Below are 16,955 nucleotides of genomic sequence, written 5' to 3'. Positions count from 1 at the left end.
AAAGAATTAACGGTATTCTAAAATACGAATTTGGACTCAAAAAAACTATTAAATCTATAAGCATTGCTCAGAAAATGATTAAACAAGCTGTACAAATTTATAATAATGAAAGATTACATTGGAGCCTGGATCTTAATACGCCACAAAATGTTCACCAAAATTATAACCAACAAAAATATAAATCATATGCAAAAAAATCAGCGTAGGAATATTGGTAAGTTTTTTAAAACCCACAGGGATTTTTTTGAAAAAACTTATCAATGTTCCGGTAATTTGACTATTTTTAATCCTAATTTTTAACCAAAAAATGGTCAACCTATTTCAGGACAAGACAAGAAGAATTAAGTAGTTTATGATGAACGATTTGTTTAACAAGTTATAAATAAGTTCTTTAAATTTAATCTGATAGATTTGATCCTTTTTTGGGAACTAAACGCAAGAAAGTTTTAGTATTTTAAGAAACTGAAATCTACATTGATAAATGAATCGTTTAAAGCAAGTTTTCGGTTGCGTTCTGCCTCGTTCTAATCCAAAAAAGGTGCAAATGCTAATCTTAAACTACCAACCTAAATGCAAGATAGTTGGTTTTGTATTTAAATTGTGATTCGCTTTATCAATTATGAAAGCTGTGTTTAAAAACTAATCGCTATCGGTGCGGCCCTAATGTGGCTAACAATGCATATAAAAAATTGCTTAATTCTATTTAATTGAAAATTTTTAAACTAAAAATAGTATATTTATTCATCGAAAAATTGCTGTATAATTTCGCAACTTTTCATATACTAAAACCGTTGCCTTTAATTGCGAAAAACGAAAATTCTATGAAAAAAAAATACATTTCTATAAGTATTCTAGTTGCAAGTTTGATTTTATTATTTGCAAATATTTTCACATTCAAAGAATATGATGCTGGTTTTTATATGAGAATTATTGCGAATCTCTTTATAATTTTTGCAATGATTATGAGAATAATTAGTGAGAATAAAAGTTCTGAATCAAATAGGTAAACCTTTTTAATTTTTACATCAGATAAAAACGAATATGAAAGAATTAAAATTACACACTGGAGGAAAGACTTATTATTTGAATGCTTTAAAAGAAAAATATATGAGTTTAAAGTCTAAAATAATTGACAATAAAAACATAACCGAAAAAGAACGAATTAAAAAATTAAGAAAAATTAACGAAAAATTCGAGAATGATAAAAAAGAGTTAACTCAAAAATTATTCTAAAATTGAGTTTCATCACAAAACTGAAAATTGAACCTGTACGAATTTAAGTATGAAAAATGATTTTATTAAATCGACAAAAAAGCAACTAAAAGGCAACAACTCATATAATTTATGCTTAAATTTGAACTAGTACAAACGACAAACATTCAACAAACGATTTGCTACAACCGAAAAATCTCCGATTTTCCAGTCGCACAAATCATATAAAAACTCGTTAGCAACAACAGGGCAAGACGAATTAAGTAGTTAATGATGAACGAGTTGTTTAACAAATTATAAATAAGTTCTTTAAATTTAATCTGATAGATTTGATCCTTTTTTGGGAACTAAACGCAAGAAAGTTTTAGTTTTTTAAGAAACTGAAATCTACATTGATAAATGAATCGTTTAAAGCAAGTTTTCGGTTGCGTTCTGCCTCGTTCTTTCCAAAAAAGGTGCAAATGCTAATCTTAAACTACCAACCTAAATGCAAGATAGTTGGTTTTGTATTTAAAATGTGATTCGCTTAATCAATTATGAAAGGTGTATTTAAAAACTAATCGCTGGCATTCTGTCTCGGTTGGTTTTGGTGATGTTTAATTAACTTAACTGTTTGCCTAAAGTTCGGTGCTGCCCTAATGTGGCTAACAATGCATATAAAAAATTGCTTAATTCTATTTAATTGAAAATTTTTAAACTAAAAAATAGTATATTTATTCATCGAAAAATTGCTGTATAATTTCGCAACTTTTCATATACTAAAACCGTTGGCTGTAATATTAGGAAATCGTAAAATAAGTATATTCTAGACCTTTCAAGTCTATACAAGAAATATTAATCTTACCGAAATTAACATTATAATTCTTACAAATAAAACTGAGAACCTTATCTAAATGATATATAGATTTTTTAAAATGCTTACTATATGTTATACAAGCAGGTTGAACATCTACAATTCCTTTTTTTGTAAAGTTTTCACTTAATAAATATCTTGCTCTTCGAGATAATTGAACTAATTTATTATAGGATAGATAAGTTTCTTCATCTAATTTAGCAACAGAAAGACTATTAAATGGATTAATAACTTCCGCTACTTGATTATGCGACAAATAATTTTTATGAGTTTTAGAAACAATATGAGCATTCATTAAATGTAAGGCAGAATAAAAGCAAACTGTTACTTGCCAATCCCAACTATTATTAATATTTGTATTAACTTTAGATAAGAAATCTAAATTATTTCTAGATTGAGTTATGTGTTCAGCAAATGTTCCCAATAATTATTAATCTTTAACAAATAGCAATATTTTTGTAATGATTAGGAACTTCTAATTTATCAGAATTTTCAACGATAGTAGAGGAAATATGAAATCCGAATTTAGTAAATTCAGCATTAATTTTAGCTTCTGCCAAAATTAATCCATCTTCCATAGTTTCATCATCTTCAGATATTTCAGCCCAAACTAATATTTTTGAATCTGATAATTCAAAAGCTAGTTTATTAGGCTTACTTTGAGTTTTAATCAATTCTTTTAGATAGCTTTCAATCATTTTAGTAATAAAATATGCAGAACTTGCTTGTCTTCCAAAATTATGCATAAATTCTTGATTACCTGAAATCATAGCATCATAAACTTTCCTCTTATTATCATCAATAATTTCGTTTTCTAACAAAGTTTGATCATAACGAAGATTTGCTACCATACCATCAAACCAACTTTCAATATCATTAGCTTGACTTTGATTTTTATGTAAACTATCAGCGACCATTACAATTTTTTAATATTCGAATATAATATTTTTTTTTAACAAAACAACTTAAAAAGTCGTTAAAATGTTTGCAAAAGTATGAATAAAATAAATACTACAGCCAACAATGTATATAAAAAATAGCTAAATCTGTGCCAAATTCAATTTGCCATCTTGTAAATAAACGTTAAATTAGTCCGAAAATTGTAGCTTAACTTACACGCTACTTTTTATATACGAGACCGTTGGCTGTAATTCCCTACGAAACAGAAATTTTACTAAATTCTTATGCTAATGTCCAAATATAAATCGAATAAAATGAGTAAAAATGAAAGAATTTTATATAACTTTAACTAATTGATAATCAATAATAAAATTTGACGTTAGTCAGAATAAAAAAAATAATATGGAAGGAATATTTATTGGATTAACTTTTATTTTATTACTTAAGTTATATAATTATTATAGAAATAAAAAAACTGACGAAGAATTTAAGTTACATCAAGAATATAATAGAAAATATAATTTAAAAGTTCAACTTGAAACTAGAGAAATTCGTGAAAATTTTAACGAGTTTGATGAGGATATATTTTGGGATTTAATTGATAAATCCTCAAAAAAATCAAGAGGGAGCTATAAAAATCAATTAGGGCTTTTGAAAGATTATTTTAGAAAATTAGAAAGAGAAGAGTTAATTGAATTAGATAATTTAGTTAATAGATTATACCGAGATTTCATAAATCAAGATTTATTAGCAACTTCATTAATTATGTTTAAAACTTCAGAAATAAGAGCAACATATTTGTTAATGAGCATTTTTATGACAAGAGGGAGAGTTTTTTTTAAAAACGCTTGTTTAAATCCAAATTTGATAATCGGAAAAGAACTTAAGGAAATTGATGATTTAATCATTCCTGATTTAATTTCAGATATTTATTTAGGAAAAACTGATATGTTGATTCCTCTACCTGATGAAATTGAAGATTTTAAGATAAAAGGAGAAAAATGGACAGAAAAAGAATTACCATCTAAATATTCTGAATTATGGATGGCATTTGCTTAAAAAACTACAGCCAACAACTGGTATATTTTATAGCTAGGTTTAAGCACACTTACGAAAATCCTCTCGGATTTTCTAGGTCGGTAAATATTTACTAAATTAGTTGCTTAAAACCCGCTACAAAACATACCAAAAACCGTTGGCATTCATATGAAATCGCATTCCAAAAGAAAATTTGTAGGTAATTTTAAAACTGATTTTCATTTCTCAGAAATTGAAAATTACAACGATTATGCAAAGAAAACTACAGAGGTTGATTTTAATGAATATCCAAAAGTACTTATTCAAACAAATGACAAAAATGTTACCCTAGGTTTTGTTCATTTAGTAAGTGGAAAACCAATAGCAATTCCAGAACCTGAACCTTCAATTTTGTATTTTACTAATGCTGAGAGTAAATTATCTGAGTTATTGCGTTTACAAGATTTAATCCAGAAATCTGAAAAGTTTGATAATGTCGATGAATTATCATATACGTTTTATAATTTTTTCCAATTATCGTCTGATTTTACAATAAACTTATTTACTTCAATTGAGGCTTTCAATAATGGATTAATTCCAGATGATTTTTTTATTAAAATTAAAGGAAAAAAATTTGACAAAAATAGAACACAAAGATCTATGGATTTTTTAATTAAAATTAAAAAGGCAATCCCAGAAATAATGAATAAATCATATTTTAAAGATTATCAGAGAGATTATGACTTTTTATTAAAGTTTAAAAAATTAAGAGACAATGTAGTTCATACGAAAAATATAGATAATGGATTTCTTTCATCGTATAGAGAATTATATATTAGTTATTTGATTTTTGATTTTAAAAAATCGTACGAATTAGTAAAAAATTATATGAATTATTACAAAGAGAATTGGATTGAGAACTGTGATTGTGGAATATAAATACGAAATGCCAACAATGCATATATTTTATTGCTTGGTTTTAGCACATTTACGAAAATCCTCTCGGATTTTCTATTCGGTTTTTATTTATTAAATTAGGTGCTTAAACACGCAACAAAACATATTCAAACACGTTGTGCGTCATTTGAGAAAAACGAAATGCTAAAGATATTTAAGCGAAATATTAAATCTGAATATCAGGAAAGATTAAAAAAGTCGTTTCCGAAAGAATTGCATTCGGACTTGAATGAAGTTTTGAAAATCTTACCATTTGAAAATAATCAAGTCAAATTATGTGATGGACAAACTCACAAAGTTGACAATCTGATTCACGAATCGGAATTGAAAATTGATTTTGACAATGAAACTCTAATAATTCCTTACAGACTTTACTTTAACGAACCAAATCCAGAATTGGAAAAGTCTTTGACTGACAAACAAAAAGACATTTTAAATTGTATTTATTTGCGTCATCACAATGGATATTTAAGAGAAAAACGACTGAATTTAATATCTGATAGTTCAGAAAAATGGACTGTTCCATTTATAATCCAATTAATCGGTGAATACGTTTATGAATTGCTTCCAATAATTGACAAAAAAATAAACGAAAACACTTTGGATTATTACGCTGAATTTAGAGACGAAAACCCTAAATATTGGCAACAGACCGAAAGTAGAATGATAAGCTATTGGAATGAATATTATAGATACAAATTCCCGAAACTGAAAGAATATTTGGGATTTGAAATTGTTAACCGAATAAAAAAACGAACGCACAACAATGGCTATAAGTAATTGCTTGTTCTCGCCCACTTCTGAAAATCCTCGCGGATTTTCAGTTTGGTGTGTACTTGCAAAGTTAAGTGCTAAACCACGCAACTACTAATAGCCGAGACCGTTGGCAGTAATTAAATGAAAAACTTTATCTACATATTAATAGCAATCATTTTGAGTTCTTGCGGACAGAGTATTTCTACCGAAAAGGAATCGGACATAGACGTTCCCGTTGTTCAAATTGAAAGCCCAAAGGAAGAGAAAGGATTAATAATAGAAGAACACATTACCACCAGTAATATACCATCAGAAATTCAAGAGAATAAACCAAACTACTCTAATGGAATACACCCTGACTTCTTTAATATAAATGCCTCTCAATTCAGCCAGTTTAAAGAAGATGGTTCTAAGTGGTTTATTAGTTCGGACGGTAAGAGCAATCTATATTTCGTTCCCTATACTGACTACTCTATAACTACAGCCATTCTAACAGAAAAGAAAATCACCGACCCGGAATTAATCAGTCTGCTTCAATTTGAAGGAATAGAAATCAATAACCACAAAAAGACCATTAAAATAGACAGAATTCAAACTGAAAAAGGAATAAGACTTGGCTTATCAATTAATGAAGTGAAAAAAATCTTTGGAACCCCTGATTCGGTCAGCAAAGTAAATGACAGAGACTTATTGAGGTGGCGTTTTGTTATGCTTGAAAATGAAGAATCTAATAAAGTTGGAGGGTTAAAACCTTTTATTATAGAAGGGCTTGAATACGTAGCTGAAATGGAATTTGCAGAAAATAAATTGACCAAAGTAGTTTATAAATATGAAGTTCCTTGAAGAATAAAAACTACCGCCAACAAGGTATATAGCAAATAGGGCCTTCGGTGGTTTACGAAAGTTTAGTATTATTTACGAACACCGCCAAATCGTTGATTTGGCTTTTAAGAATGAATAAATTAAAAACAAAATACAACGTTTTGGCTCAGTGCAAACTTGAAAGTTTATTGCTTTCTACTGCCCTACTTGCCATATACTAAACGTTGTAATGCATTTGCGAAAAGAAAAATTATGAAAAAAGATTTTAAAGAATTTATCCCAATTGGAATCCTTGATTTAATCGGAATATTTTCAATATTTCAATATTTTACGACTAATTATATTTTCACATATAGACAATATATTGGAATTTCATTAATATTGATTTGTACTATATTATTCTTTATTAATAGAACGATTTATAAATATTTACTTGGACTGGTTTTAATCGCTGGAATGATAAGTATAATCGGATTTACATCAGCAATTACGACAATTTATGGATTTGGACTTGAATTTCAACTTCAACCATTTTTAGTTTTTGTAATTTATTTATATATCTACAGAGCTGATTTGAAACGAGTATTTGAGAAAACTGAAAGCGAGAATAAAATTAATGAAAACGCACTAAAAGACAGATTCAAGCAAAAATTTGAGAAATTGTCAGATAAGGAAATTGAGAGTCGATTAAGTCAAAAATTGGTTCCTGAGGCAATTCAAGCATTGACTGAGATACAAACGGAAAGAAAATAAACACATTACAACACCTCATATAATTTATGCTTAAATTTGAACTATTACAAAACGACAAACATTCAACAAACGATTTGCTACGTCCGAAAAATCTCCGATTTTCCAGTCGCACAAATCATATAAAAACTCGTTATGGGCAAGCTAAAATGACGATTATGAAATATTACATATTAACTCTTTTGACTTTCTGTTCTTTGTCTTTATTTGCACAGAATGGACCTGCAATTATTAATGACTCAGACGGATTTACAAATGTTCGACTTGGACCAGGAACAGATTTTGAAGTAATAGATACCTTGTTTAATGAAGACTTTTTCTACTTCAAAACTGACGGAAACTCAGACTGGGCAAAGGTAACAGCTTGGAAGGGTAGACAAATTGAAGGCTTTATTCATAAAAGCAGAATTCAAGAAGTAAAGAAACTTGACAGTAAATCACGCAAAGAAATCATAATTAAAGTGCTCGATAGACAGAGAACTTTAGCTGACAATTTCAGAGCTGCTTGGAAAGCAAAAGACAGTCTTGCTTACCGAACAACCGTAAAAGAATTAGAGAGTTACAACGACACTAAATACGACCCGATACTGCAAGTAATTCCAGAATATTTCTGTTCAACCAGTGACATTGAAATAATTGACAAGTTTTTTGCTACAATGTGGGCAGACAAAGGTTCTGCAAATGAAATGCCTTCATTTTCTATTGGAGACTGCTTCATCTGTAACCCTGACTTGGTCTTAGAACGACTTAACAAAATCATTGACAAAGAACAGAAAGAATTGATTCTTGACCATATAGAATGGGGACTTATGAATCACTTTGAAGTTGATGAAGACGGAAATTCAGATAGCAAAGAATATAATGAACTAATAGAACGAATCAAAAAAGAACGAAAAAAAGCCAGCCCATAACAAAAAATATAGTGCATTTGGCAAATAGTGTTAAAAATGAAGTTAGTAGCTATTAATAAACATTGTCGTAAATTGAAAGATTTGAGCGTTGAAATGCCAAACGCACCATATTCAAACCGTTGCCAACAAGCCGAAATGAACGAACTTTTAGAATTAAATAGAAAATTTCTCACAAAAAGCTATCTATGGATGAGCGGAATTCTGACTAGTGGATTCTCAATTTTTTTGTACTTCTTTCATTCTGAAATAACTGTAAATTGGATTTTTATTATTTACTCACTAACATTAATCGTTCTACCTTTGTTTGTACTTTCCGCGTGGATTTCCGATTGGTTTAGAAAAAGAAAATACAAAGAGCAGATACTGAATAATAAACCATACTCTGAGTTAAAAAATATCGGATTTACTAGAAAAACAATTAAACCAAATCATAATAGTTTGATTGACTATGTTCAATTTGCCAAAATAAACGATTGTGAATTAATTTTCGATATTGATATAATGAATCCGAAAATTGCGGAATTTCAAATTTACGGTTATACAAACTTGAACAATTCGGAATTCACAGAAAAATTTAAAGAATTAAAATCTAATAATATCGACATAAGTTATTTTGGATTTTCAAAAATGATAAATACAAAAAAAGAGAAATTTAATTCTATACAAGAATTAGAACAAACTTTGAGAGAGTTCACACATATCGTAAAAAAAATAAAATACGATCCGATTCCAATAAAGGAATGGAAAAAAATATAAATCAGAATAAAAGCCAGTTGGCAACAATGTATAACCAAAATTGTTTTTTCTCGTAAAATAGAATGTTTATTAATACTAATTTTATTAAATTTATCAAACGAAAAAATTGCAAAACAAATCACAACTTTAGTTATACAAACACGTTACCACACATTTGAGAAATGACGATATTCTTAACTTTAATAGCAATCGCTTTAGGAATTAGTTTAGTGCTGATTTTGACAAAATCTGACTTTCCGAAATTGGAAAAGGCTATTAAAAAAATAGCTTTCTACTCGTTAATCGGAACTGTAATCTGTGCTATACTTTTAGTCTTTGAATTTCGACTGAAAGGAGAATATACGACCTCAATAATCGGATTGACTTTTGTCCTGTCAACAATCTTACTTTTTGGATTGACAAAAAATACTCGGAATAAAATCTTGAGCGGAATTTTAACAATACCAATGTTTGTTTTCGGAATTTTAAGCCTAATCTGGGAAATGCCAATTGCATTTTTTTATTTAATTGCACTTCCTTTTGAGCCACCAATTGCAAAATTTGAAATGAATGACAATCATAACGTTGAAGTTCGTGTTGGCGGATTTTTGGCTTGCGGAGAAAGTTTAGTAATTACTGAATCGACATTCGGAATTTTAGACAAACAGAAATACGTTGGAAATAACTCTTGCGTAACTGGAATTAATAAAATTGAGACTTTAGATTTTAAAGAAAATAAAGCGGAATTTTTAATATATCACGATGGAAAAACTGAATTTGAGAATCCCTACAAATATCAAGTGGAATAATAAAAACGTGTGGTAACAACGTGTATAGCTCATTGCGGCTGAATTCCTAATCGGAATTCATTGCAATTTGCTATCTTTGGTTTACGGCGGAAAATCATAGCTGATTTCCCGCAACGAGCCATACACAAACACGTTGTAAGCAAGCTGAAAAAACAAGAAACTAATGAATTGGAAAGAAGCAAAAAATACAGAAAACAATATTTATGATTTACCAGGTCATTGGTTGAAAATTGAATATTTCGAAGCTTTAAATATTTTGTTTCGAGTTGAGAATTTGTTAAGGATGTTTGTTTATATAATTTTAAAAAACGAATATAAAGACAAATGGAAGGATTTATCGGTAACTTCTGATGATGATGAAAATTCTACTATTGGTGCGATTGCCAAAAAAAGATTATCTCAAGACAAAAATTACGCTTATTTAGGCTACGTAATCACAAGTCCTCTTTTGCATCTAACAAGTGGTGAATTAATTAGAATAATAACTTCAGATTCATATTGGAAATTATTTAAAAAATATTTTCCGGGTTCAAGGGAAATAATAAAGAACAAACTTGACGAAATCGGAAACGTAAGGAATTCTTTGGCTCATTTCAGACCTTTAAAAAAGGGAGACATTGAATTAGTAAAGCAAAATTCTAATCACACATTATCTTTAATCGAAAAAACAATTAAAGATTATATTTCTTGCCCAGATATAGTACCAACAAATACTGATGAAGATTGGTACAAAGAATTAATTACTATTGGAATACCTGATATTGAAATAAGTTTCAAACAAAGTAAAAATGAAGAATGGATAAAGCTCTTTATAGAATTTAAGCCACCAAAATTAAATGAAGAGGATAGTTGGCTTGGTTATACTGTAAGAACTGCAAATTTAAAGACCGATAATTTGTTAATTAACTATCCGAATTTTTCAAAGTATATCATTTCCTGTACAGAAAAAAGACCAAGTGCTTATGTTGAAAAACCAGAAAATGGAAAAATTGAAAAATTAATTTCATTAACATTTAGCAGAAAAACATTAGCCGATAATCATTCAAAAATAAAGTCCGAACTTGAAAAAATTCTATTAGAAATAACTAAAGAATTGGCTCTTATAAAAGAGGACAACTTAGCAAGAGGAAAACTAATTGAAGTTGTTAGTTGCTATTTTGACAAAGGAGAACAATATCATTCCTTAAAAGCTCATCAATTTGACACTGAATTAACGGAAGATACACCTGTTGAATTTTGGGGTTCCTTAAATTATGCCTCAAGGGATTTTATGACTGATACTGATAAATATCCTTGGATGCCAATAGATATTTCCGAAGACAAAGATTTGCCATTTTAAAAAGCCAGCTTACAACAATGTATATAAAAAATAGGCGAAACAGTAATAAAATCAAGGCATTTGGCTCGTATCAAACTATGTCCTTAACCGAAAGTTTAGTGCTTCGAAATCGCCTACTTTTCATATACTAACCGTTGTGTAATATGGCGGACATCATACAGATGTCCTTAATTTGAGTTTTATTGAGTTAAGATGTTAGAGCCGGAATGAACCGTGCGATATAGTGAGAATTTTAATTTATTCGATTTGAATGTTGGTGTGGATTGAATTAAAATTGACTCGGATTTGAATGTTGAAACGGATTGATTCGCATAAAGTTGGATTGACAATTGAAACGGATTGATTTTCAATAGAATGGATTGACAATTGAAACGGAAAATGATTTTAGAAAAATTGAAACATAATAGAAAAATGAATGGATTTTTGAGCAATTTCAGACTTGAAAGTAGGCGCGGATTGATTAACACTTTGAAAGATTAATTACTAATCAAAACCACATTACACAACAACGCACATAAAAAATTGCTTATTTCTGTAAAAAAGAAAGTTTATAAAACAAAATAATATTAAATTTAACCAAAGAAAAATTGCGTTTCAAACTCGCAACTTTTTATGTCCAAAACCGTTACCTTTAATTACCCAAAAAAACCGCTGAATGTTTGACCAACTAACTATTGAAAAACTTGATTTCTATGTTTACGCATTAATAAATCCGAGTGACAACAAACCTTTTTACATCGGAAAAGGAATTGGGAATAGAGTTTTTAATCATCAAAACTGTGCAATTAAAGATGACTTTTCGAATTTAAAACTTGACACAATTCGAGAAATTATAGATAGCGGATTTGAAGTTGAACATATAATTATTAGACACGGATTAACGGAAAAAGAAGCGTTTGAAATTGAAGCTTCAATAATTGATTTTGGGAATAAATTTGGGTTTGAATTTTCAAATTTAGTTTTAGGACATCACTCAAGTGGAAAAGGACTTATGACTGCTGATGAAATTGTCCGAATTCATAATGCTAAACCGCTGACTGAATTGACTGACCCAGTAATTATAATAAACATCAACAAAAAATACGTGAGAGGAAATTCAAGTAACGAAATTTACGAATCAACTAAACAAGCTTGGGTTATTGGAGAACAAAAAAGGAAAACGACAAAATATGCACTTTCTGAATATTGTGGAATCGTTATAGAAGTATTTGAAATTCAAGAATGGTACGAAATTGAAACACCAAACAATAAAAGAAAGAATCGTTGGGGTTTTAATGGAATAGTTGCAAAACCTGAAATAAGAGAAAAATATATAAATAAATCATTAGCTCACACAAAGAAAAAAGGTGCAGCAAATCCAATAAAATATAGACTATAAAAGGAAAAAATAACTAAAGGTAACACCGTATATAATTTATTGCTAGTTCTAGCCTACTTACGAAAATCCTCGCGGATTTTCTATTCGGTTTTTATTTGCTAAATTACGTGCTTTACCACGCAACAAACCATATACAAAAACGTTGCCCACAATTACGAAAAATGAGTAAAATAAAAAATTTTCTTTCTGATTTTGACGATTATGAATTAGCTTTTTTTGCTAAATTCAAGCTAAACACATATTTGAAAAATTCTCAAGAAAATATTGAAAAAATTCTATTTAAAAGAGGTTTAACCAAATACAGAATTGAACAACTAATTAAGAATAATCCTAAATCAAAATTAGCTGATGGAAAAGAAAGATGTCCAAGATGTTATTCTGATAAAATTAGGAACGACAAAGTTGAATTGACAAATACATCTTCTGGATTCGGATTGAGTGATAAAATTGCAACTTATGACGGAATGATAGGAAAAGCAACGTATAAAGATGAGATAATCTGTAATGTTTGTGGATTTTGGTTAAAAGACCCAAATGAGGAAAAACCGAAAAGCTTGAAAACTAATTTATTTAGAGGAATAATGACAATAATAATCGGATTTTTTAGAGGATAAAAATAAATTCAACTATGATTGAGTATTTACGAAAAACTACAATTATGAGAGAATATTTCATTATTTACATAATTTGTTGTTTTCTTTATTCTGTCTATAATTGGAAAATTTTATCACATTCTGAAGGTTGGGGAATTGTTTATATGGTTGGATTAATAACAATTGGTTTTATTGGACTCGGAATTGATTTTATATTTAGATTAATTATTAAAAACAAGAAAACTTTAAACATTTTAGGAATACTGATTGTTTTAATATTTTCGATAATATTGTATGATGAATTAAACTAAAAAAACTGTGGGCAACAACTGGTATATTTTATAGCTTGGCTTTAGCACACTTACGAAAATCCTCTCGGATTTTCTTGGTCGGTAAATATTTACTAAATTAGTTGCTTAAAACACGCTACAAAACATACCAAAAACCGTTACCTGTAAGGCGTGAAACGAAATCGATATGAGTTACAAAGATGATATAAAACAACATTTATCTGATTACAGATTGAAAAAATTGGGGCATTTAGATAAAGGTGTTTGGAAAAGAAAAGATACGATTTATAGATTTAATCACATTCTACCGAAAAAGGATAATGTTGTTAAGTTAAATATACTTGAACCATATCGTAAATTATTTTATGAATCTGAATTATCTCAAATTAGTTATCATAAATTTTTCCATCATTTGAATTCGTCACAAGCTATGTGCATAAATTTCTTTTTTCCTCTTTTTATAGAAAGAAAGCTTGAGGTAATTTTAGATATTATTGGATTAAGTAATGATTCAGTGGATTATGAAACTGCTTGTTTCGAAAAGGAATCAAATATTGAGAAAAAAGGGAGACGAACAAGTTTTGACTTCTATTTCAAGACAAAAAAAGGTAAAAATATTTACTTTGAAATAAAATATACAGAATATGCTTTTGGAAAAGCAAAGAAAGACACAAATCATAAAGAAAAATACAAATCAGAATACTCTCAAAAATGTTCAAATATCAATGAAAATTTTTCTGACCAAGATAGTTTTCTAACCAACTATCAATTATTGAGAAATTTGATTCATATTTCAAAAGATTCGTATGTGGTTTTGTTATATCCAAAAGATAATAAGAGAATTTCGAAGGAGTCAAAATTTGCTAAATTCAATTTAATCAAAAAGGAATTTCAAAATCACGTTATTGATTTAACTTGGGAGGAACTATATGATTTTTCGGAAAAAGAAATTAAAGATTCAAAAAAACTGAAAACACAAATAATTGAATTTGATGAAAAGTACAGAATAAAGCCCTACAGGTAACACCGTATATAATTTATTGCTTGGTTCTCGTCTACTTACGAAAATCCTCGCGGATTTTCTATTCGGTTTTTATTTGCTAAATTACGTGCTAAACCACGCAACAAACCATATACAAACACGTTGCTAGTAACGGCGGACTTCACTCTGAAGTCCTTAATTCTAGTATTTTAAGCTGGAAAAAGTTGAACTAACTAAGACACGAAAAAAAATATTTATGAAAAAATAAAGTTCTAAAATCACTTCTACTCTATTTGACAAATTTGAGTATTTATGATTTAAAAATTGGAACGGAAAAATTGAGCAATAAAATCGGAAAAAATCATTGAAACGGAAAGTTTTAGCAAAATGCCGGAATTAAGCAATGGAATTGGAAAAAGTTTTTAAGACAAAATATCATAAACCGAAAAATTTCAGATTTTAAGAATCAAAATAGAATTGAGCAACGAATCGGAAAAAGTTTTTAAGACAAATTATTGTAAACCTAAAAATTCTAGATCTTAAGAAATTGAACCGAATTGAGCTTTGAATTGAAAAAAGTATTTAAGACAAATTTAAAAAAATAGAATAATTCAAAATTTTATAATAATTACAGTACGATTTTTTAGCACCAGAATTAAAAGCCGCTACAAGCAACAATGTATAACCAAAATTGTTTAATTTTATAAAATAGAACGTTTCTAAACTTTTATTTTATTAAATTTATCAAACGAAAAAAATTGCTAACCAAATCACAACTTTGGTTATACTAAACCGTTGGTTACAATTACGATGAAAAAAATAATTTTAGTAATATTATTAGCTTTCCTATTTGTCAATTGCAATTTGACTGATAAAAAACCGAATGTCACAATACTTGAAAAAGATAAATCTTCATCAGAATTTACTAAAAATAATGATTCATTAAAAAATGAATTACGCAATCTGAAAACACTTGAATTAGATTTCAATAATCTTTATTCAATATTTGAAAATTCAGATTTTAGCGAAAATGTAGTTGATCGAAAAACGGATAAATGGATTTTTGATTTAGAAAAAATCGACAGTCTACAATTTGAAAGAGCAGATATAATTAAACCACTAACTAAGTTGTATGAAAATGAAGAAATTCTATCGATAATTTTCACTGATTTATATGATTATAAAACTTCATTACACGTTTTTACTTTTAAAAAACCTGAATTAACTCCTGTATCAAGTTTTATTTTATATCTATTTGGTGGAGACGGAGAAGATTTTTGGAACATTAAATGTGAACAGATAAATCCTTTGACTTACAAACTAAAAGAAGATTATGGATATGATAATAATGCAATTAATCAAGGAGAATATTTGATTAACTTTAGACAAGTCCGAGAATTGACAATTGATAAAAAGTCGGGATTATTAAAAAAAGTTATTGTCAAAACTGAGAAAGACATAATAGAAAACAGATAAGAAAAAACTGTAACCAACACCTTATATAATTTATGCTTAAATTTGAACTAACATTAACGACAAACATTCAACTAACGATTTGCTACAACCGAAAAATCTCCGATTTTCCAGTCGCACAAATCATATAAAATCACGTTGGCAAACATAAAAACAGATAAATTAAAAATAATATGAAAAACAAATTACTAATGAGCCTATTAGTCATTATGACTATATCACTTTCTGCAAATTCACAAAATACTCCAGAGTCCATTATTGAGAAATTCTTTGACAATTATAAAAATAAAGGCGCAGAATTAGCTGTTGAGGAAATGTATGCAACAAACCCTTGGACTATTAGAGTTAAAGATGCTATCAATAATATAAAAACTCAATTAGCTAGATTTGACAATGATTTAGTTGGAGAATATTATGGATATGAGTTTTTGACAAAAAAACAAATTGGAGATTCATTCATTTTATATTCATATTTTCTAAAATTTGACAGACAATTTCTACGACTAACATTTCAATTTTACAAACCGAATAATGAATGGAGATTGAATAGCTTTAAATTTGACGATAGTTTTGATGAAGAATTAGAGGAAAGTGCTAAAATATATTATTTAGAATTATCTCAAGAATAAAACGATTTGCCAACAATACCTATAATTCAGCGTGGCTTTTCGCTTAATAAAAAGTTTGTTGTATTTTTAACCAGCTTGATTTCTACAGCGGAAAAGTCTCCGACATTTTCCACGCCGAAATCATAGCTTACACCGTTGCTAGTAATTGCGGACGAAACTCAGATTCAATAAATTACAATATGAAAAAAGACAATAAAAAAACTTATAAAACTATCCGAATAATCTTCTCTATTATAATATTAATTGTATTCTTAGATTTTGCTTTCGGAGAATTTTTAAATGGTTGGAATAATCCAAGATAATTTGAAATTATTTAAAATTTAGACAAATTGACTATGATAAATTTTATAAAAGAATTGAATAAAGCACAAATTGCAGGAATTATTATTGCAGTAATTGCGAGTGTTTATGCGCTGATTAATGAAAATGAGAATTTAGACACAATTGCTGGAGTAATTACAGCTATTGGAATTTCATTATTAATTTTAGGAAAAACAAAATTTAAAAAATAAACAGATTAAATATTGAAACGTAAAAGCTCAATGAACC

20 protein-coding genes are annotated in these 16,955 nt (G+C 28.4%); 18 read left to right on the top strand and 2 right to left on the bottom strand.

The window, feature by feature from the left end; genetic code table 11:
- Nucleotides 1–206: integrase core domain-containing protein (locus BM335_RS15355; RefSeq protein ID WP_090230761.1), on the top strand; the 206-nt coding region annotated here is incomplete at its 5' end.
- 835 nt (nt 207–1,041) lie between these two features.
- Nucleotides 1,042–1,233, top strand: a complete 192-nt coding sequence (locus tag BM335_RS15345) for a hypothetical protein (RefSeq protein ID WP_090230753.1) — start codon at nt 1,042–1,044, stop codon at nt 1,231–1,233.
- Between the two features lie 758 nt (nt 1,234–1,991).
- Here the strand turns inward: BM335_RS15345 and BM335_RS15340 are convergent.
- Nucleotides 1,992–2,489: a hypothetical protein gene (locus tag BM335_RS15340; protein WP_090230748.1), complete on the bottom strand. Its 498-nt coding sequence runs from the start codon at nt 2,487–2,489 to the stop codon at nt 1,992–1,994.
- 13 nt (nt 2,490–2,502) lie between these two features.
- A complete protein-coding gene (locus BM335_RS15335) occupies nt 2,503–2,982 on the bottom strand; it encodes a hypothetical protein (RefSeq protein WP_090230745.1) in 480 nt (159 codons plus the stop codon).
- A 385-nt stretch (nt 2,983–3,367) separates the two neighbouring features.
- Between BM335_RS15335 and BM335_RS15330 the strand changes: the two genes are divergently transcribed.
- The 16 genes from BM335_RS15330 (at nt 3,368) to BM335_RS15795 (ending at nt 16,918) form a co-directional block, all read left to right on the top strand.
- On the top strand, nt 3,368–4,024 hold the full coding sequence (locus BM335_RS15330) for a DUF4240 domain-containing protein (RefSeq protein WP_090230742.1): 657 nt from the start codon (nt 3,368–3,370) through the stop codon (nt 4,022–4,024).
- A 147-nt stretch (nt 4,025–4,171) separates the two neighbouring features.
- On the top strand, nt 4,172–4,921 hold the full coding sequence (locus BM335_RS15325; RefSeq protein ID WP_090230737.1) for a hypothetical protein: 750 nt from the start codon (nt 4,172–4,174) through the stop codon (nt 4,919–4,921).
- A 99-nt stretch (nt 4,922–5,020) separates the two neighbouring features.
- Complete coding sequence (locus BM335_RS15800; RefSeq protein WP_177219232.1) at nt 5,021–5,719, top strand: hypothetical protein; 699 nt, start codon at nt 5,021–5,023, stop codon at nt 5,717–5,719.
- A gap of 117 nt (nt 5,720–5,836) precedes the next feature.
- Entirely contained in the window at nt 5,837–6,538 is a 702-nt protein-coding gene (locus BM335_RS15315; protein ID WP_090230729.1) for a hypothetical protein, read from the top strand.
- Nucleotides 6,539–6,769: 231 nt separating this feature from the next.
- The gene (locus BM335_RS15310; RefSeq protein WP_090230726.1) at nt 6,770–7,270 is read left to right on the top strand and encodes a hypothetical protein; all 501 of its coding nucleotides are present in this window, start codon (nt 6,770–6,772) and stop codon (nt 7,268–7,270) included.
- A 155-nt stretch (nt 7,271–7,425) separates the two neighbouring features.
- Complete coding sequence (locus BM335_RS15305; RefSeq protein WP_143102444.1) at nt 7,426–8,178, top strand: SH3 domain-containing protein; 753 nt, start codon at nt 7,426–7,428, stop codon at nt 8,176–8,178.
- A gap of 36 nt (nt 8,179–8,214) precedes the next feature.
- A complete protein-coding gene (locus tag BM335_RS15300; RefSeq protein WP_090230717.1) occupies nt 8,215–8,934 on the top strand; it encodes a hypothetical protein in 720 nt (239 codons plus the stop codon).
- Nucleotides 8,935–9,356: 422 nt separating this feature from the next.
- Nucleotides 9,357–9,722 carry a hypothetical protein gene (locus tag BM335_RS15295; RefSeq protein WP_090230713.1) on the top strand — a complete coding sequence of 122 codons (366 nt, stop codon included), beginning with the start codon at nt 9,357–9,359 and terminating at the stop codon, nt 9,720–9,722.
- Between the two features lie 163 nt (nt 9,723–9,885).
- Nucleotides 9,886–11,061: a hypothetical protein gene (locus BM335_RS15290; protein ID WP_090230709.1), complete on the top strand. Its 1,176-nt coding sequence runs from the start codon at nt 9,886–9,888 to the stop codon at nt 11,059–11,061.
- Between the two features lie 655 nt (nt 11,062–11,716).
- Nucleotides 11,717–12,439: an LEM-3-like GIY-YIG domain-containing protein gene (locus BM335_RS15285; RefSeq protein WP_090230705.1), complete on the top strand. Its 723-nt coding sequence runs from the start codon at nt 11,717–11,719 to the stop codon at nt 12,437–12,439.
- Nucleotides 12,440–12,600: 161 nt separating this feature from the next.
- A complete protein-coding gene (locus tag BM335_RS15280; RefSeq protein WP_090230701.1) occupies nt 12,601–13,053 on the top strand; it encodes a hypothetical protein in 453 nt (150 codons plus the stop codon).
- A gap of 44 nt (nt 13,054–13,097) precedes the next feature.
- The gene (locus tag BM335_RS15275) at nt 13,098–13,343 is read left to right on the top strand and encodes a hypothetical protein (protein WP_143102443.1); all 246 of its coding nucleotides are present in this window, start codon (nt 13,098–13,100) and stop codon (nt 13,341–13,343) included.
- Between the two features lie 166 nt (nt 13,344–13,509).
- Nucleotides 13,510–14,346 carry a PGN_0703 family putative restriction endonuclease gene (locus BM335_RS15270; protein ID WP_090230692.1) on the top strand — a complete coding sequence of 279 codons (837 nt, stop codon included), beginning with the start codon at nt 13,510–13,512 and terminating at the stop codon, nt 14,344–14,346.
- 768 nt (nt 14,347–15,114) lie between these two features.
- On the top strand, nt 15,115–15,780 hold the full coding sequence (locus tag BM335_RS15265) for a hypothetical protein (protein WP_090230687.1): 666 nt from the start codon (nt 15,115–15,117) through the stop codon (nt 15,778–15,780).
- A 188-nt stretch (nt 15,781–15,968) separates the two neighbouring features.
- Nucleotides 15,969–16,406 (top strand): hypothetical protein, encoded by a 438-nt coding sequence (locus BM335_RS15260; RefSeq protein ID WP_143102442.1) that lies wholly within the window; start codon nt 15,969–15,971, stop codon nt 16,404–16,406.
- 335 nt (nt 16,407–16,741) lie between these two features.
- Nucleotides 16,742–16,918, top strand: coding sequence for a hypothetical protein (locus tag BM335_RS15795; RefSeq protein WP_177219231.1), 177 nt, complete (start codon nt 16,742–16,744; stop codon nt 16,916–16,918).
- Nucleotides 16,919–16,955: the final 37 nt, after the last annotated feature.

Origin of the sequence: Lutibacter maritimus (assembly GCF_900116115.1) — a bacterium.
GTDB lineage: Bacteria > Bacteroidota > Bacteroidia > Flavobacteriales > Flavobacteriaceae > Lutibacter > Lutibacter maritimus.
Note: the sequence above shows the minus strand (reverse complement) of the source record. Positions and strands in the feature narration are given on the sequence as shown.